Here is a 16907-nt window from a genome sequence, read left to right as displayed (position 1 = left end):
ATGATCTGCAACATCTGTCGCAGGCGGCGGCGCACTTCATGGGTTATGCTGACGACGAAGCCCCACGGCTCCACCAAGACCCGTAACGAAGCAGGAGGGTTCAAACATGAAAGCATGGCTCAATCGTGTGTGCTGGAATCTGGCTGTGGCGCTTGGCTTCATTGAGCCGCCTCGCCTGCAACCAATACCGGTTCGCTCCCAGCGGTGCACGTCAAAGGCGCCAAAGCGCTGATTTAGTTTGCTCGGGTTGCCTTCAGCGCCCGGGCATGACTGGGCCTCCCCGTTCTACGGCTCGCTGGTAAGCGGGGCGGTCATGTATCCGTTGCAGAAAAGCGCTCAGCCTCGGATAGCTGGCATCCAGCCCAGCGCGAGCTCGCGCGGCTTCTAAGGGAAAGCTCATCTGAATATCCGCGACGCTGAATTCCTCTCCCGCGAACCATGGGCTTTTGCCTAGCTCGCTTTCCATATAGTCCAGATGAAGCTTCAGCTGAGGGCCGATGAATGCCTTGTGGGCGCCTTTGGCGATGGCTCGTGCCACGGGCCGAATGAAAAATGGCATGGGTCCCGCGGAAATCCGGTCGAACACAAGCTTGAGCAGTAGCGGCGGCATCGCCGAACCTTCGGCGTAGTGCATCCAGTAGCGAAAACGACGGTAATCTGGCGAATTCGCTGCTGGAACCAGGCGACCATCGCCGTATCGATCGATCAGGTATTCCAAAATTGCGGCCGACTCGGCCAGCGTTAGCTCACCCTCAGTGATGACCGGTGACTTGCCGAGCGGGTGCACCTGTTTCAGCTCAGCAGGGGCCAACATCGTCTGTGGGTTTCGAGCATAGCGCTTAATTTCGTAAGGAAGCTGGAGCTCTTCCAGAAGCCAGAGCACGCGTTGGGAGCGGGAATTGTCCAAGTGGTGCAATGTGAGCATCTGCGCTGCCTCGTCCGGTCCAGTGACGGTGACTAGCTTAGTCCACCTTTACAGCTTGATACGATATGGCAGACTTCGCGCCCCTGAAGGAGAAGCCATGCCTCGTCCGCGCTGCCCGCGTTGCCAACGTCCATTAAAGCAATGCCTCTGCGCCCTGATCCCCTCGCTCGTCAGCGAGACCGAGGTGCTAATCCTGCAGCACCCCAGCGAAACCGAGCATGCCTTGAATACGGCACGCCTCGCTGCGTTGGGGCTGACGAGCGCCGAACTGCGAGTGGGAGAGCGGTTCGATGATCTGCCAGCGAGCGATAGTCGAGAAAGCTATCTGCTGTTCCCGGGGGACCACGCCGTTCCGCTCACGAAATTGGCGGCGGAGGACAAGTCGTTGCGGCTCGTCGTTCCGGATGGCACTTGGCGCAAGGCTCGCAAGTTGCTCCATCTCAACCCAGCGCTTGCCAGCCTACCGCGTGTGGCGCTTCCCGAGGGGCTGATGTCCCGCTATCGACTGCGCAAGGCTCGGATGCCCGGTGCATTGTCCACGCTCGAAGCAATCGTGGTCGCCTTGAATGCTCTGGAAGGCGCAGGGCGGTTTGATGCGTTGCTGAGGCCGTTCGAGGCACTGATCGAGACTCAGATCGATGCCATGGGCGCGGAAGTTTTTCAGCGCAATCATGGCGGTCACCGTTGAGGCGGCCAGTAAAGACGCGGTGCCTTAGCGCGGCGGACGAGTTTTCAATTGAAGGATATAAAGTGTTACCAGGGTCGCACTGATCAGCATGCCGATCCGAGCCCAGAGTAGCGGCACCAGCCAACAGGACACGCCGATGCTGAGCCACATGCTGGTGATCGCATAGACTTTGCCCTTGAGCGGGATGCCGTTGCCTTCCAGATAATCCCGAAACCACGGGCCGAGCCTTGGATGCATCACCAGCCAAACGTAGAAACGTTGCGAGCTGCGTACGAAGCAGGCAGCGGCGAGTAGCAGGAAAGGAGTAGTAGGCAGAACCGGTAGGAAGATACCGATGACTCCCAGACCAACGCATATCCAGCCCACCACCAGCAGCGCGTAACGCGCTACCGGGTTGCGATACGTCGGGATATCGCGATGGGCCAAGAGGCTATCCGCGAGTCAATGCCGGCGCGGCTTGAGTAGCGCCGGCTTTTCTTCGGGAGCGTGGCAGATCAGATACAGCGCAGTAAGGATTTCGGGAATCTGAGCGACCATCTCGTCGACCAGATCGCGGTCTTCGGCGATGTCGCTGAACTCGGGTTGCTCATCGAAAAGGCCGGAGCCAACCATGATCGGCAGGAGCAGCTCGCTGACTTCTTCCTCGGATTCTTCAAACCAAACCGACTCGCGCATGAACACGCCTTCCATGAAGCCGATACACCAGCCGCGCAGGTCGGACTCGTCCGGCTCGTCGCCGAGATCGAGTTCGCAAGGCAGATCCATGTCTTCATCGCTGGCCAGTTGCCGGGCGATATGCGCCTTGAGCTGGACTAGCGTCGCTTCGATGGCGTCGCGCTCGGTGTCGTCGGCGTATTTGGGCGGTTCGGAGAACAGCGCGTCGATCCATTCACGCTCCGGCACCTGCTCCGAGCAGATGCACAGGGCGGTCAGGTAGCCATGCGCGGCGATGTAATCCAGTGCCTCTTCGTGCAGATCATCTGCATCCAGAAACACTTGCAGGCGGGCGAGTTGCTCGGCGAATGACATCGATGACTACCTTGGAAAGAGAACAGCGGTGATTCTAGACGAGCCGTGGGCCTCCGGCTACCGCACGCTGTTCGCTGCGGTGCTGAGTCAGCTTTGCCCGTCGTCTTCGAGAGATATGAAAACCGCGTTGGAGTTCCGCTAACCATATTGCCGTCCGACTATCTATCGCGTCGTGGTGGTGTTCGGCCTGAAGGCTGCGTCCGTGTCGCGTATACTTGCGCGTCTTGTTTCGGAGACCGGCATGCTCGATCAGGCACAGCGCATTCTCAAAGATGTTTTCGGCTACGACGCGTTTCGTGGCAACCAGGGTGCGATCATCCAGCGCGTGTCCAGCGGCGAGGATGCGCTGGTGCTGATGCCGACCGGCGGTGGCAAGTCGCTCTGCTATCAGGTCCCGGCGCTGCTTCGTGACGGCCTGGCTGTGGTAGTGTCGCCGCTGATTGCGTTGATGGACGATCAAGTCGCTACGCTCGAGGAACTGGGTGTCGCGGCCGTGGCGCTCAACTCCACACAAAGTCCCGAGCAGCAGCGCGACATCGCCGAGCGCCTGCGACGCAACGAAATCAAGATGCTCTACCTTGCCCCCGAGCGGCTGGTGCAGCCACGCATGCTGGCGTTTCTGCAGCGCTTGCAGATTGGCTTGTTTGCTATCGACGAGGCCCATTGCGTTTCGCAGTGGGGCCACGATTTCCGTCCCGAATACCTGCAACTTGGACAGCTCGCCGAGTTTTTCCCCAGCGTTCCGCGCCTTGCGCTGACCGCCACGGCGGACAAGCGCACGCGCGAGGAAATCGTTCAACGGCTGCATCTGGAAAAGGCCGAACGCTTCCTCTCCAGCTTTGATCGTCCGAATATTTTCTATCGCATAGTGCCCAAGGAGCAGCCGCGCAAGCAGCTGATGGCTTTCCTGGCCGAGCGACGCGGCGATGCCGGCATCATTTACTGCATGTCCCGCAAGAAGGTTGACGATACTGCCGCGTTCCTTAGCGAACAGGGTTTTCCCGCGTTGCCCTACCATGCGGGGCTGCCGAATGACCTGCGGGCCTTCCATCAGAAGCGCTTCCTCAACGAGGAAGGGTTGATCATGGTCGCGACCATCGCCTTCGGCATGGGCATCGACAAGCCTAACGTGCGTTTCGTCGCGCATCTGGACTTGCCTAAATCGCTGGAAGCCTACTATCAGGAAACCGGTCGCGCAGGTCGTGATGGCTTACCCGCCGATGCCTGGATGGCGTACGGTCTGCAGGACGTCATCTTCCTCAAGCAGATGCTCAATAACTCTGAAGGCGACGACCGGCACAAGCGCATCGAGCAACACAAGCTCGACGCCATGCTCTCGCTTTGCGAGGAAACCCGCTGCCGCCGTCAGGTCCTGCTGGCGTACTTCGATGAGCAGATGCCTGAGCCCTGTGGGCATTGCGACAATTGCATGGATGGCGTGCAGACCTGGAATGCTACCGAACCTGCACGCCAGGCGTTGTCGGCCATCTATCGCAGCGGGCAGCGTTACGGTGTTGGGCATCTAGTCGACATCCTGCTGGGGCGCGATAACGAAAAGGTTCGCAGCCTCGGTCATCAGCAGCTATCGGTGTTTGGCGTTGGCAAGGCGTTATCGGAAGGCGAGTGGCGCTCGCTACTCCGCCAACTGGTTGCGCGAGGGCTGGTCGACGTCGATCTCGATGGTTTTGGCGGGCTGCGACTCAGCGATAGCTGTCGCCCTCTGTTGCGCGGTGAAGTGACCCTGGAGCTGCGTCGCGAACTGGCTGTCAAGACGACGAAGCCCTCCGCCAGCGCGGCGAGTCAGCTGGTGCGCAGTGAAGAGCGAGAAACCTGGGAAGCGCTGCGCGCCCTGCGTCGCAAGCTGGCCGAGGAACATGGCGTGCCGCCTTATGTGATATTTCCGGATGCGACGCTGCTGGAAATGCTTCGCAGCCAACCAGCGTCGCTAGCGGATATGGCACGTATCAGCGGCGTCGGCGCGCGCAAGCTGGAGCGTTACGGCCAGGCGTTTCTGGAGGTCCTGCAAGGCACGGCGAACACCGTCAGGTCAGCCGCCGATATCCGTCATGAGCTCATCACGCTGGCCCGAGCCGGCATGACGCCGGCCCAGATCGCGCGACAGCTCGAATGCAGTGAAAAGAATGTTTACGCCATGTTGGCCGAAGCGATAGGCCAGCAGCAGCTCAGTCTGGAACAGGCGCTGGACCTTCCGGAGGACTTGTTAGGCGAGATCCAGGAAGCTTTCCTCGATGGTGAAGGCGAGCTGCCTCCCGTTGCTGCCGTGGCCGAGCATTTTGCAGGGCGGGTGCCAGAAGCCGTGCTGTTCTGCGTCCGGGCTTCACTGCAAGCTGAGTTCGAGCTTTGATCGCGTCTGGAGCGCGCCTGTAACCGCTACCATCCTGTGGTCTCGGCAGGTGGGCTGTAATGCAGCGTTACGTTCTTGCGCCGATGGTAGCCTTGCCAGCATTCCGATGCTGTGGTTAGCTCGCTAATAATTAGTTTTTACCGGAATGCGCTCCATGTACCCTGACCAACACCGCTTCGCCATGCAGCTGGCGCAACTTTCGCGTGGCTGGCGCGCCGAGCTGGATCGGCGTTTAGCGGATCTTGGCCTGTCTCAGGCCCGATGGCTGGTTTTATTGCATTTGGCCCGGTTTGATCATGACCCTACCCAGCGCGAGCTCGCGCAGAGCGTTGCGGTCGAGGGACCAACTCTGGCCAGACTGCTGGACAGTCTGGAAGCGCAGGGGCTGGTTCACCGCAAGCCAGCACCGGGTGACCGTCGGGCCAAGCTCATCACACTTGGCGCTCCCGCACATCCCTTGATTCAGAAGATCGAGGCGATTTCTACTCAGGTGCGGGAGGAGCTCTTCAACGGCATCGATGAAGAGGACCTGCGTAAATGCCAGCAGGTGCATGAGCGCATCCTCGCTAACCTGGTTACGGTCAAGCGTTAACGACCCTCTCGACACTCTCTCTTCCCGCTAATCCCAGCGGATTGTGGTACCGGTGCCATTCGCGTCGGTGGCCGCTGCGTTGGATTAACTCATTCCGGCCATTTCTTTGGCACAAGGGCCGGGCATCGTTTGTCTTTTGGCGCTAGGCTAGTATTTACCAATGATGGCATAATGCCTTATCACGTTAGCTGACGAACTGCCTCAATCTTTCCCGTTTCCGTCGATAACCACTTCACAGTTCAACAATCGAACAGTAGGCCAGCGCCTCTTTTGTGCGCTGAGTCATTGCCGGAGATGTTATGACGCTAGACCGTCGTGTCTTGTTATTCACTGCCTTATCGATCTTTTCTGGCATGGCATCAGCGCTGGGAATGGGCGATATAAGGCTTCATTCCGCGCTGAACCAACCACTGAGCGCAGACATCGATCTGCTCGATGTGGGCGAGTTGTCGGCTGGAGATATCCGTGTCGTGCTGGCTTCCAGCAGCGATTTCGCCCGCGTAGGGGTCGATCGCGTGGGCTTCTTGCAGAACCTCAGCTTTACACCAGTGATCGACGGCAACCGTAGCCGTATTCGAGTCGCATCCAGCCAACCCGTTCGTGAGCCTTACCTTAATTTTCTGGTAGAGATCACTCGCGCCAAAAGTCGGATGCTGCGCGAATACACGGTTCTGCTCGATCCGATGCCCAGTACGCCGGAGGCTGACAGCAGGGCGGCGGTCGTCGTCTCGCAAGCCGTGGCTTCGCCGGTGCGCGCCGAACCGGCGCATTCCGTGCTCCCCGCAGAGCTACCGGAAGCGTCGGAGGGCAAGCGTCATCGGGTGGCGAGCGGCGAGAGTCTTTGGACGATTGCGGGTCAGTACGTCGCTGGCAGTGCGCAGGGTGCCCAGTCGCAGTTCATGCGAGACGTTTTGGCGCTGAATCCGGACGCCTTTGCAGGCGGTGATCCTGCGCGTCTTAGCGCCGGGGCGTTCTTGTTGCTGCCAGATACGGCCGAGACGGTTGCGGCTGAGAATATTGCGCCTGCCGAGGCGGAGCCGGCGGTGGAAGCCATCGCTCAGAATCAATCTACGTTCGAATCTCGAGTGACCGATCCGGTGCTGCCCGACGATAACGACGCGATTTTGCGCCAGCAGTTGCTAGACGAGCTGGCAGCCGGGCGTGCGGAAAATCTGCAACTCAAGCAGATGTTGAACGATATGCGGCTTCAGCTCGAAGCGGTCAGCGCTCAACTGGCCGAGCAGGAGAGCGCCCAGGCTGCTGTCTTGTTGCAGGCTGAGCGGGCGGAGCCGGTAGCGGACGTCGCGCCTCAGATGGTCACTGAGCCCATTGCTACCGAACAGGCCGTAGCCGAACCTGTTGTGTCGTTCAGGTGGCAGGACTGGGCGCTGCCGGGTGGTGCGGTACTGACGTCACTGCTGCTTGGCGGTCTCTGGTTCGCACGTCGCAACAAGCTGCAGGCCGTGTTGCCGCAAGCCGCGTCCGTGGTGGTTGCTCCCGCGGCTGTGCCCCTTGAAGTGTCCGCAGTCGCGGCGGAGATGCCGCTTCAGCCAGCACACGCTTCAGTCAGCGAAACAGAAGTGCTCGAAGCTGCGGATATTTACCTCACCTATGGCCGCCGTGATGAGGCGCTCGATGTGCTGCTGCGCGGAATCGAACGAGCACCCAAACAGCTGGATCTTCGCTTGCGTCACATGGCGCTTCTAGCGGAACTCGGCGATGTCGAAGGGTACGGCGCCGCCGCCGTGAACTACCTCCAGGCCGGCGGCAGCCAAGCTCAACTGCAGCAGCTACTTGCGCAGCATCCTGCTTTGTCCGCAGTTACGCCGGTACTGTCACAACCGGTTCTGGACGTAACATTTGTGCTGAACGAGACATCGGTAGCGCCGTTGGATAATCTGGCGTCCGTACCCGCTGAGCAACATCATGCGATCGAGGCAAATCAGGTGCTCTCCATTGATTCGCAGTCCTGGCTGGATGACTTCGACGAGACTGTTGCGCTCAGCAAGCTGCCGTCGCTCGTCGATGATGCCGGTAACCTCGCCTCAACGCCGTCAGCTGAGGAAATACATGCGCTGATGGCGAATCCAGAGCATCTCGTTCGCCTCAATCAAGCTGTTGCTTATATCAAGCAGGGCGATATGGAAAGCGCCTGCATCATCCTCGAAAACCTGGCGACTGACGGCGACGAACACCAGCGGCGCCGGGTCAGCGAGTTGCTCGCGCAAATCGGCTGATCGAGTTCGAAGGACGCAGCGATCAGAAACTGCGTCCCAGATTCATGTAAAGCGCGTGCTCGGATTCATCGTTCAGACCGTAGCTGAAATTCAGCGGGCCGAGCGGGGTTTCGTAACCGATGAAAACACTGCCGGCGTTGATATAGCCGCTATCGAACTCGTTGTCGTTGTTCCATGCGCGGCCACGCTCCAGCGACGCGCCCAGATACAGCGGGAAATCAAGCGGCAGAAACGAGCGTGGCGTCATCTGGCGGAAATAGATCATGCGAGCCAGGCTGATGTTCTGACCGGACAGGGCGTCTTGGCGGAAGCCCGACAGTTGACGCGCGCCACCGAGCAGGAAGCTCGAGGTGACGATCTCCGCGTCATCCAACGTGCGTCCGTAGCGGCCACCAAAAACCAGGGTGTCGAGACCGAAGCTGACGGCCTTGTCGAGGTTGAATTCCCACTGCCGGTAGCGATCGTCCGAGCCGAGACTGCGGTCGTATTGGCGCAACGTCAGTCCGATGTCTTCGCCTTCACGGGGGAAGTCGACGTTATCTACCGTGTCGAAAGAATATTGCAGCTGATAGTAGCCTTCCTCGAAGGTGAAATCCGGCAGCTGCTGATCGCCAACCCGAACATCCGCTTCGCCCCATGCCTGGCCGACACCAAAGCGGATTTCGCCGTTATTGGCAATTTGTCGCCCCAGGTTGAGACCATAGCCATACCGCTGCAGGCGGTATTCGGCGATGGGGTCGTTATCCATTATCGACTCGACGTTCTGCGTCTCGGCGAACAGGTTGGGCGCGACGAACCAGCGCGAACCGGCATCGAGTGGCTGATAGAACTCACTGAACAGTTCCTGGCGATCCCCGAGCTGCAAACGTGTCAGCCATTCGGCACCCAGTTCATTAATGCCGTTCTTGCGGTAGCTGGCACCAATGTTGAACGCGCTGTCGCCGCGAAAGTCATCCGAGAGGTTAATGCCCAGGCGCAGATAATCGGTGCCGGAACGCTTTTCACGGGCAGTGATGACCAGCGTGTTGCCTGGATTGCCATGTACCACGCGGTATTCGACCTGCTCGAAGTAATCCAGTCCATACAGCGTGCCCATGTCCTTCTGCAGATCTTGCAGGTCCAGCCGCTTGCCGACCTGTTGACGGATATGTCGACGTATCACCGCGTCGCCGACTTTAGAGTCGTTCTCGATCCGCACCGCCGTGATCATCGGCGTGCGCGGCTCGGCCGAGCGTGCGAGGCTCAGCGCGAGGTTGCCGCCGCTCTCGCTGCGCATGCCGGCCAGGCGGCCATCCAGCGCGCTGGCGGCTCGGTAGCCGGCATCGATCAACTGCCGCGCGCGACCGAAATCGGTGGACCCGAAGCCCGCCAGCATTGGTTGAACCAACAGATCTTCCGAGCGCAGCGTTGCGAGCTGCGCTTCCGAATTGCGCCGCGTCATCATGGTGATCGATTGGTTGAGCACATCGACAACGGTGAGCAACTCTTCGCGAGACTGCAGCGGTGAGCCGATATCCACCACGATCAGCCGATCCACGCCCATGTCACGGGCGACATCCATCGGGATGTTGTCGACCATGCCGCCATCGACGAGCAACCGGCCTTCGATCTCGACCGGAGCGAACACCGCCGGGATCGACATGCTGGCGCGAATCGCCTGGGGCAGATGGCCGCTGCGGAAGATGACTTTCTTATCGTTGGCGATATCGGTTGCCACTGCCCGAAAGGGGATCGGCAAACGGTCGAAGTCGCGGGTGTCGCTGGTGTGTACCAGGAGACGCTCGAGCAGCAGGGCGAGGTTCTGGCCCTGGATGACGCCGAGCGGCAACCCGAGGCTGCCATCGTCGCGGAAACTCAGTTTGCGCTTGACCAGAAAATCGCGGTCGTCCTGCTTGCGCCGGAAGGGCACATCCTGACGCGGTGGATCGTCCGAAAGCACTTGTTGCCAGTCGAGACTGAGTGCCAGTTTTTCCAGCTCTTCAACACTGTAACCCGCCGCATAGAGCCCGCCGATGACCGCACCCATGCTGGTGCCGGCAATCGCGTCGATGCGCACGCCGTGCTCTTCTAAGGCTTTCAGAACGCCGATATGTGCCAACCCGCGTGCAGCGCCACCGGAAAGCACCAGGCCGGTTTTGGGTTGGGTATCGGCAAATCCACTTAGCGGTATCAAGAGGATCAGCAGAAGCAGGAGGCGGGACATGGCAACACCGAAACGGGAGGTCTGCGAAAGGGCCGTTATTATAGGCGTCCACATCTGCTACCGAGCGCCTCTTATGTCCGCGACAAAGCCGGAGATCGTCATAGCCTATTGCACGCAATGCCAGTGGTTACTGCGTGCGGCCTGGCTGGCACAGGAGCTCTTGTCCACCTTCGCCGACGACCTGGGCAAGGTTTCGCTGGTGCCAGCCACCGGAGGCACTTTTCACATCAGCTGCGACGGTGAACAGATCTGGGAGCGCAAGCTCGATGGCGGCTTCCCTGAGGCCAAGGTACTGAAGCAGCGGGTGCGCGACTGTATCGATCCGCAGCGGAATCTGGGGCATAACGACCGGGCATGAGCGCCGCGACGGTGCCATGTCAGAGCCGGCGAGGCGCTACGGATATTTCCGCGGGTGGCGCGGCCGGCGCTTTCAGGCGGCTGGAAATGACCGTGGCGAGGATGATCAGCGTGCCGCCGGCCAGCATGCGCAGCGTCGGTTGCTCATTGAACAACCACCACGCGAACGCGATTCCGTAGACCGGTTCGAGGGCAAAAATCACAGCGGTGGTCCGTGCCTTCAGTACCTTGAGACTCGCCACGAACAGGCTGTGCGCCAACCCCGTGCAGAATACGCCGAGCAGCGCCAGCCATAGCCAATCCAGCGCCGGGACGGTCGGCAGCGAAGTCCAGCTGAAGGGCAGCAGGCAGAGCAGGATGGTCCCGTTCTGCCAGAGCGCGGCCTGTACCGGATCGATGCCACGGGTGACGGCGCGGTTGAGCAGTGAGAGCAGCGCAAACATCAGGCCTGAAAGCACGCCGTAGAGCAGCCCGACGGTGCTCTCGCTGGCGAGATCGAAATCCGGTGTGACCAGCAATAGCCCCAGGCAAACCAGGCCCACCATGGCAAACTCGATCGGTCGCGTGCGCTCGCGAAACAGCACGCCCTCCAGCAATACGGTGAAGGCCGGAAAGCTGGCGAAGCCCAGGGTGGCGATGCCGACGCCAGCGATCTTCACCGCCATGAAGAAAGTGAGCCAGTGCCCACCCAGCAGCAAACCGCCCAGCAACAGGCCGCCCGCTTGACGCAAGCTCGGCCGATTGCCGCCGGCACGCAATACACAAGCTGCGATTGATAGGGCGATGACGGCAAACATCGCCCGGCCAAAGGTGATCACCAGCGGCTGACTTTCGGCCAGCTTGCCGAATACGCCGGAGAGGCCAAACATCAGCGCGCCGAAGTGAATGGCCAGCAAGGCGTTGCGATGCGTCATGGATTGCTGCTCGGGCGAGAAGGTCTGGCCGAACAAAAATGGCGGTCTTTCATGAGGCCTCGTGATGCTGGCGCTGTCGGAATCTGCATACGTCGGCATGGTAAGGCCGGGGCGAGCGAGCGGTCTGTCGCGTCACTATTAGGAATTGTCGCGCGACTCGCGGCGTAGTGCCTTCGGGGTAGTTCCGAACGCGCGGCTGAGCGCGGCGGTGAAGGCGCTTTGCGAGGCATATCCGACCCGGGCGGCAATATCGCCTACTGCCAGCCGAGTGCTAACTAGCAATTCTCGGCCCCGCTCCAAGCGGCGGAGTCGGACAAATTCCATGGGCGTCACGCCCGTCTCGCTGACGAAGCGCGCATGAAAGCGTGGGACGGAAAGACCGGCCAGACGCGCAAGATCTCGTACCTCCAGGGGATACGCCAAATGGCGATCTATATGGGCGTAGAGCGCTGCGAGGGGTAGCGGGCCGTGCTGAACGACTGGCTCACAACCGCTGGCGAGGCTGGCCAACAGAAGCGCGGCGCCCTGTTCACCGATGATCGGATCATTGATCGGACTGGCCGCCAGCCAGCTGACCAGCTGGCTTTGCGCCGGGCTCAGGTGCAGCGCGGCGGGTTGTTCCAGCAAACGCCGTCCGGGCTCGGAGTGGTGCCCAAGCCGCTGCTGCAACCAGCCGTCGCCAGGAACGTCGAGTATCAGGCAATGGCTACCAGCCGCGCTGCCGCAGGCATGGCGGATATCACTCGGCACCACGGCCAGCCGTTGCGCTTGAATACGGCTCCCGCGCCCGTTGATTTCGAAATCCAGCTGTCCACGCAGACCGAACACCAGCTGGGTGTGCTGATGGCTGTGGACGATCTGGTCGCAGTTGTAGTGGCGCAGGGAAAGGATAGGTGGCATCGATGGCCTCGACTGCATCCAGTGAAGGGCGGCGGCTCTGCGGTCTCGACCGCAACCACCGCACCGTCGATGCTACATGATGATCTTGTCGCGCAGCTTGTCGGCGGCCTGGTTGAGGGCCTGAATCACGCGTTCCTTGTCGAAGTTCTGGACGCCATTGGTGTCCAGATACATGGAAAAGCCCGGCAATTCATGTTCGACGAAGCTGTTGGTCGCACCGAGATCGCGGCGGAAATCCACTACCTGATAGATCTGCACGGGGCGCGAGAAACCCTTGACGGCGATCTGCCCGTTGTCACGACACATGATCACGTCTTTGACCAGTGAATAGGTCTCGTGAGAGATCAGAATTTCTCCGGCTTCAGCTGAACTCTCCAAGCGGCTGGCCAGGTTCACTTCACGTCCGATGATGGTGTAGTCCATGCGGGTGTCGGCGCCGAAGTTGCCCACCGTGCAATAACCGGTGTTGATACCCATGCGGATTTCCAGCGGCTTGGTAATGCCCTGAGCGCGCCACTGCTGGCGTAGCACTTTCATGTGCTTGCGCATGGCGATGGCCATCGATACGGCGGCAACCGCATCCTTTTTTGCACCCTGGCTGGTCGGGTCGCCGAAGAACACCATCACGCAGTCACCGACGAACTTGTCGATGGTGCCACCGTACTTGAGGGTGATCTTCGACATTTCGTTGAGGTAGTTGTTGAGCAGGTCGGTAAGGGCTTCGGCTTCCAGTTCTTCGGAGAGTTCGGTGAAACCCTTGATATCCGAGAAGAAGACGGTGAGCTTCTTGCGCTGCGTTTCCAACCGTACGCTGCGCTTGCCGGAGAAGATCGACTCCCAAACCTGAGGCGACAGGTACTTGGCCAAACTGCGGGCCAGGCGCGCAGCCTTAGCCTGTTCGGCTTCGATCTCCCTGCGCGCCTGCGCCAGGCGGACCCCTTGCTGGTGCACGTAATAAGCCGTGATGCACACATACAGCGTGGTGAACAGAATGCTGACCGTCGTTACCAGAATGGTAGGCGTGCCACCGAAGCGCAGAGGTATCAGCAGGCTCGTCAACCCGAAACCGATGGCGACCATCAGAAGAGTCATCAGGAAATGGCGCAGGCTACCGATCACCAGCGCGCTGAAACCCAGCGTCAGCAGGATCATCAGGCTCGGCACCAGCGCGCCAAGGAGCACGATTCCCGCGCCCGCATTCAACGCGTCGAGGCCCAGAAGGGTCTGCGACGTTTGCTCGGGGTATTGGCGTTTGAAGCGATAGCTCAGGTGGTAAGCGAAGTGTGGATAGAGGAGGGTGTAGGGCACCATCCACAACAGACCGACCGCAAACTGCTGAGTATAGACACCGGCGGCGAGGGTAGCAGCGCAAGCCAGATAGGCGAGAACCCGGGCGTAATACTCACGCAATGGGCGAGTCGCGAGGCCGTTACGCCGTTCACCGGTCACGGTTGACATTGGTTACTGTCCCTGAGAGATGCCGGCGCTCTAACGTGCGCCATTGAGCTACAGCGCATCGACCGGCGCTGGCCCGGCGATCATAACCAAGTCGCCACCATTGCGCCAAACCGCCTGTCCAATCCGTGACGGACGGCAGTTGTTGGCCGGGTCTGAGCCGTGGCCGTCACTAGCAGGCCGAGGAAACGCAGTATTGCCAACGCAGGTAGCTTTCCACAGCCAGCTAGAATCGAATCTTGCCAGTGAGCATGTCCTTGAGCATCACCCAATCGCCAAGAAAGCTGTACAGCGGGTACTGGAATGTCGCTGGCCGGTTTTTCTCGAAGATGAAATGCCCGATCCAGGCGAATCCGTACCCAGCCACTGGCATTGCTAGCAGCCATAGCCATTGCTGACTGAGCAACGCGTAGGCAAGAATCGCCAGCACCAACAGGCTGCCCACATAGTGCAGGCGTCGGCAGGTTCGGTTGTTGTGTTCGGCTAGGTAGAACGGATAGAAATCGGCAAAGCGGGTAAAGCGTTCGGCGGTTTGCGTGCTCATGCCGCACCTCCTGTCGTTGTGGTCATCGCAGTGTAGATCGCTGTAGCTTCTCGACCACTGACCATGAGTGCCAGTTTAGTACCCTTGTGCGCCGCGAGTCGGCGGTTGAAACTGCCCGGCATCATCCGCATAGCAACTTTCATTGCAGGCCAGGTCGGGGCAGTCGCTTGATCACGGAACGTACCACTTCATCAAACTGGGCTCTGAGTATCGTCCAGGCTCTGGAACTGGATGGCGTCGATTGCCGCGCGCTATTCGACGAACTGGACCTGGACTACGCGGCTCTGAGCGATGCGGACGCCCGCTTCGCCCAGGATGGTATGACCCGACTCTGGCAGCGCGCGGTTGAGGAGACGGGCAATCCCGCGATCGGCCTCAATCTGGCGAAGGTGATGCGCCCCGGCGCGATGCACGTGGTCGGCTACGCGCTGATGTCCAGCAGCACCTTGAAGGAAAGCATCCTGCGTCTGGTGCGCTATCAGCGGATCATTGCTGAAGGCGCTGATCTGCGCTTCTTTCCGACCGAAAGGGGGCACATGCTGACGCTGGCGATTCACGGCGACCAATTGCCGCCGGCACGGCAAAGTGCCGAAGGTTCGCTGGCAAGCATGCTTGCGTTCTGTCGTTGGCTTACAGGCAAGCCGTTGATACCCGTGGAAGTGTATTTTCAGGGGCCGCCGCCTCAGGCCATCGAGCCCTATCGCGACGTCTTTCATGCGCCGTTGCGCTTCGACGCCGGCTGTTATGGGCTGCTGATGCGTCACGAGGACCTGGACATCGCGTTGCCGACAGCCAATGCCGAACTCGCGCAATTGCATGACCGTTTCGCCGGCGAATACCTGGCGCGATTCAATGACAGTCGGGTAACTCATCAGGTACGCCAGGTTCTGTGTCGCCAGTTGCCTCAGGGCGAACCTCGGCGTGAGGCCGTCGCGCACTTGTTGCATCTGTCCGAGCGCACCTTGCAGCGGCGCCTGGGTGATGAAGGCACGAGCTTCCAACAGTTGCTGGACGACACTCGACGGGTACTGGCGGAGCAATACCTCGCGCAGCCGGATCTGGCTCTACTGGAGATCGCCTATCTGCTGGGCTTCGCCGATCCAAGCAACTTTTTTCGGGCGTTCAAACGCTGGTTCGCCATGACTCCGGGCGAATACCGGGCGCGGCGTTGACCTCGTGACACTGGAACTTGTGCGGCGACGCGATGGCCTTAATTTCCAGACCTGCAAACGCCGCATGACTCCAAAAGGATGCCTGTACATTGGCCAGTAGCCTGCTTGCTCTCATAGACGATATCGCGTCGGTTCTGGATGACGTTTCCGTCATGACGAAAGTCGCCGCAAAGAAAACCGCGGGTGTGCTTGGCGATGACCTAGCGCTCAACGCTCAGCAGGTCACGGGAGTCAAAGCCGACCGCGAGTTACCGGTTGTCTGGGCCGTGGCCAAGGGGTCGATGCGAAACAAGCTCATCCTCGTACCGGCTGCGCTGTTGATCAGTGCATTCATTCCCTGGGCGATAACGCCTTTGCTGATGCTGGGCGGCGCGTTTCTCTGTTACGAAGGCTTCGAGAAGCTTGCGCACCGCTTTCTGCATCGGGACGACAATCATCATGCGCAGCAGATCGAGGCGCTGGCCAACCCGAGTGTCGACATGGTCGCCTTCGAACGGGACAAGATCAGCGGCGCGGTGCGCACCGACTTCATTCTCTCGGCCGAAATCATCGCCATTACCCTCGGCACGGTGGCAGCCGCGACCTTTACCGAACAGGTGGCAGTACTTATAGGCATTGCGGCCATCATGACCGTTGGCGTGTACGGGCTGGTGGCCGGCATCGTGAAGCTGGACGATGCCGGGCTGGCATTGAGCAAACGGAGCGGTGTCGCTCAGACGATTGGTCGGGGCATCCTGATGATGGCGCCGTGGTTGATGAAATCGCTGTCGGTGATCGGTACTGCAGCCATGTTCATGGTCGGTGGCGGCATCCTGACCCATGGCATCAATGCGATTCATCACTTCATCGAGAACAGCGCCGAGCACACGGTGGCGCTGCCCTATATCGGTTCGGTACTGGCCGGACTGCTGCCGACGTTGTTGGATGCGGCCTTCGGCATCCTGGTCGGCGGGCTGGTATTCGTTGCGGTGACGTTCGGCAGCCGGCTGTTCAAGGGGAAGGGCGACGCGGCCTGACCGTAGATCAAGTGACTGGTGCGAGCTTGCGCCAGGTAAAGTTTTCAAGCACAGGAGCAAGTGAATGGACGCGTTCATGCAAGCGGCAATCGACGAAGCGAGAAAGGGACTGGCCGAGGGTGGCATTCCCATCGGTTCGGTGATCGTCCATAAAGGGCAGATCATAGGGCGCGGGCATAACCGCCGGGTTCAGCAGGGCAGTGCCGTATTGCATGGCGAGATGGATGCATTCGAGAACGCCGGACGACAAGCGGCGAGCGTCTATGCCGAATCGATCCTCTACACCACGCTGTCGCCTTGCTCGATGTGTAGCGGGGCAATCCTGCTGTACGGCATTCCGAAAGTAATCATTGGCGAGAATCAGACCTTCATCGGCGAGGAGCTGCTGTTGCGCGGTCGCGGCGTTGAGGTCCAGGTGCTGCAGGACGAAAGCTGCGTCGAGATGATGCGCAACTTCATCGCCACCAGTCCTGAGCTGTGGAACGAGGACATCGGCGAGACGTGATGTGT

17 protein-coding genes are annotated in these 16907 nt (G+C 60.1%); 9 read left to right on the top strand and 8 right to left on the bottom strand.

What is annotated here, in order from left to right; all coding sequences use genetic code 11:
• Window positions 1-106 precede the first annotated feature (106 nt).
• Entirely contained in the window at window positions 107-232 is a 126-nt protein-coding gene (locus NA647_RS19650; protein WP_305955868.1) for a PA1414 family protein, read from the top strand.
• 21 nt (window positions 233-253) lie between these two features.
• Here the strand turns inward: NA647_RS19650 and NA647_RS10530 are convergent, their stop codons facing one another.
• Complete coding sequence (locus tag NA647_RS10530) at window positions 254-925, bottom strand: glutathione S-transferase (RefSeq protein ID WP_256057637.1); 672 nt, start codon at window positions 923-925, stop codon at window positions 254-256.
• Window positions 926-1022: 97 nt separating this feature from the next.
• On the opposite strand from NA647_RS10530, the gene NA647_RS10525 reads away from it, so the two are divergent.
• Complete coding sequence (locus tag NA647_RS10525) at window positions 1023-1613, top strand: tRNA-uridine aminocarboxypropyltransferase (RefSeq protein ID WP_256057636.1); 591 nt, start codon at window positions 1023-1025, stop codon at window positions 1611-1613.
• 24 nt (window positions 1614-1637) lie between these two features.
• Here the strand turns inward: NA647_RS10525 and NA647_RS10520 are convergent, their stop codons facing one another.
• Window positions 1638-2039 carry a YbaN family protein gene (locus NA647_RS10520; protein WP_256057635.1) on the bottom strand — a complete coding sequence of 134 codons (402 nt, stop codon included), beginning with the start codon at window positions 2037-2039 and terminating at the stop codon, window positions 1638-1640.
• A 15-nt stretch (window positions 2040-2054) separates the two neighbouring features.
• Entirely contained in the window at window positions 2055-2642 is a 588-nt protein-coding gene (locus tag NA647_RS10515) for a YecA family protein (protein ID WP_256057634.1), read from the bottom strand.
• 241 nt (window positions 2643-2883) lie between these two features.
• On the opposite strand from NA647_RS10515, the gene recQ reads away from it, so the two are divergent.
• The 3 genes from recQ (at window position 2884) to NA647_RS10500 (ending at window position 7836) form a co-directional block, all read left to right on the top strand.
• The gene (recQ, locus tag NA647_RS10510; protein ID WP_256057633.1) at window positions 2884-5007 is read left to right on the top strand and encodes a DNA helicase RecQ; all 2124 of its coding nucleotides are present in this window, start codon (window positions 2884-2886) and stop codon (window positions 5005-5007) included.
• Window positions 5008-5161: 154 nt separating this feature from the next.
• A complete protein-coding gene (locus NA647_RS10505) occupies window positions 5162-5599 on the top strand; it encodes a MarR family transcriptional regulator (protein WP_256057632.1) in 438 nt (145 codons plus the stop codon).
• Window positions 5600-5898: 299 nt separating this feature from the next.
• Complete coding sequence (locus tag NA647_RS10500; protein ID WP_256057631.1) at window positions 5899-7836, top strand: FimV/HubP family polar landmark protein; 1938 nt, start codon at window positions 5899-5901, stop codon at window positions 7834-7836.
• Between the two features lie 22 nt (window positions 7837-7858).
• Here NA647_RS10500 and NA647_RS10495 read toward each other — a convergent pair whose 3' ends face one another.
• A complete protein-coding gene (locus NA647_RS10495) occupies window positions 7859-10039 on the bottom strand; it encodes a patatin-like phospholipase family protein (RefSeq protein ID WP_256057630.1) in 2181 nt (726 codons plus the stop codon).
• 73 nt (window positions 10040-10112) lie between these two features.
• Between NA647_RS10495 and NA647_RS10490 the strand changes: the two genes are divergently transcribed.
• Window positions 10113-10397 carry a SelT/SelW/SelH family protein gene (locus NA647_RS10490; protein WP_256057629.1) on the top strand — a complete coding sequence of 95 codons (285 nt, stop codon included), beginning with the start codon at window positions 10113-10115 and terminating at the stop codon, window positions 10395-10397.
• 19 nt (window positions 10398-10416) lie between these two features.
• Here NA647_RS10490 and NA647_RS10485 read toward each other — a convergent pair whose 3' ends face one another.
• The 4 genes from NA647_RS10485 to NA647_RS10470 all read right to left on the bottom strand — a co-directional run bounded on the left by NA647_RS10485 (window position 10417) and on the right by NA647_RS10470 (window position 14209).
• Window positions 10417-11310 carry a DMT family transporter gene (locus tag NA647_RS10485; RefSeq protein ID WP_256057628.1) on the bottom strand — a complete coding sequence of 298 codons (894 nt, stop codon included), beginning with the start codon at window positions 11308-11310 and terminating at the stop codon, window positions 10417-10419.
• Window positions 11311-11448: 138 nt separating this feature from the next.
• The gene (locus NA647_RS10480; protein WP_256057627.1) at window positions 11449-12210 is read right to left on the bottom strand and encodes a helix-turn-helix domain-containing protein; all 762 of its coding nucleotides are present in this window, start codon (window positions 12208-12210) and stop codon (window positions 11449-11451) included.
• Between the two features lie 72 nt (window positions 12211-12282).
• A complete protein-coding gene (locus tag NA647_RS10475) occupies window positions 12283-13668 on the bottom strand; it encodes an adenylate/guanylate cyclase domain-containing protein (protein WP_256057626.1) in 1386 nt (461 codons plus the stop codon).
• Between the two features lie 223 nt (window positions 13669-13891).
• Entirely contained in the window at window positions 13892-14209 is a 318-nt protein-coding gene (locus NA647_RS10470) for an Mpo1-like protein (RefSeq protein ID WP_131650471.1), read from the bottom strand.
• Window positions 14210-14379: 170 nt separating this feature from the next.
• On the opposite strand from NA647_RS10470, the gene NA647_RS10465 reads away from it, so the two are divergent.
• From NA647_RS10465 to NA647_RS10455, 3 genes are all read left to right on the top strand, one after another.
• Entirely contained in the window at window positions 14380-15381 is a 1002-nt protein-coding gene (locus tag NA647_RS10465) for an AraC family transcriptional regulator (RefSeq protein ID WP_256057732.1), read from the top strand.
• A gap of 89 nt (window positions 15382-15470) precedes the next feature.
• The gene (locus NA647_RS10460) at window positions 15471-16397 is read left to right on the top strand and encodes a DUF808 domain-containing protein (RefSeq protein WP_256057625.1); all 927 of its coding nucleotides are present in this window, start codon (window positions 15471-15473) and stop codon (window positions 16395-16397) included.
• Between the two features lie 64 nt (window positions 16398-16461).
• On the top strand, window positions 16462-16902 hold the full coding sequence (locus tag NA647_RS10455; protein WP_131650473.1) for a nucleoside deaminase: 441 nt from the start codon (window positions 16462-16464) through the stop codon (window positions 16900-16902).
• Window positions 16903-16907: the final 5 nt, after the last annotated feature.

Source organism: Stutzerimonas stutzeri, assembly GCF_024448985.1.
Classification (GTDB): Bacteria; Pseudomonadota; Gammaproteobacteria; order Pseudomonadales; family Pseudomonadaceae; genus Stutzerimonas; species Stutzerimonas stutzeri_AP.
The sequence above is the reverse complement of the archived record's forward strand: the minus strand, read 5'-3'. Positions and strand labels throughout refer to the sequence as shown.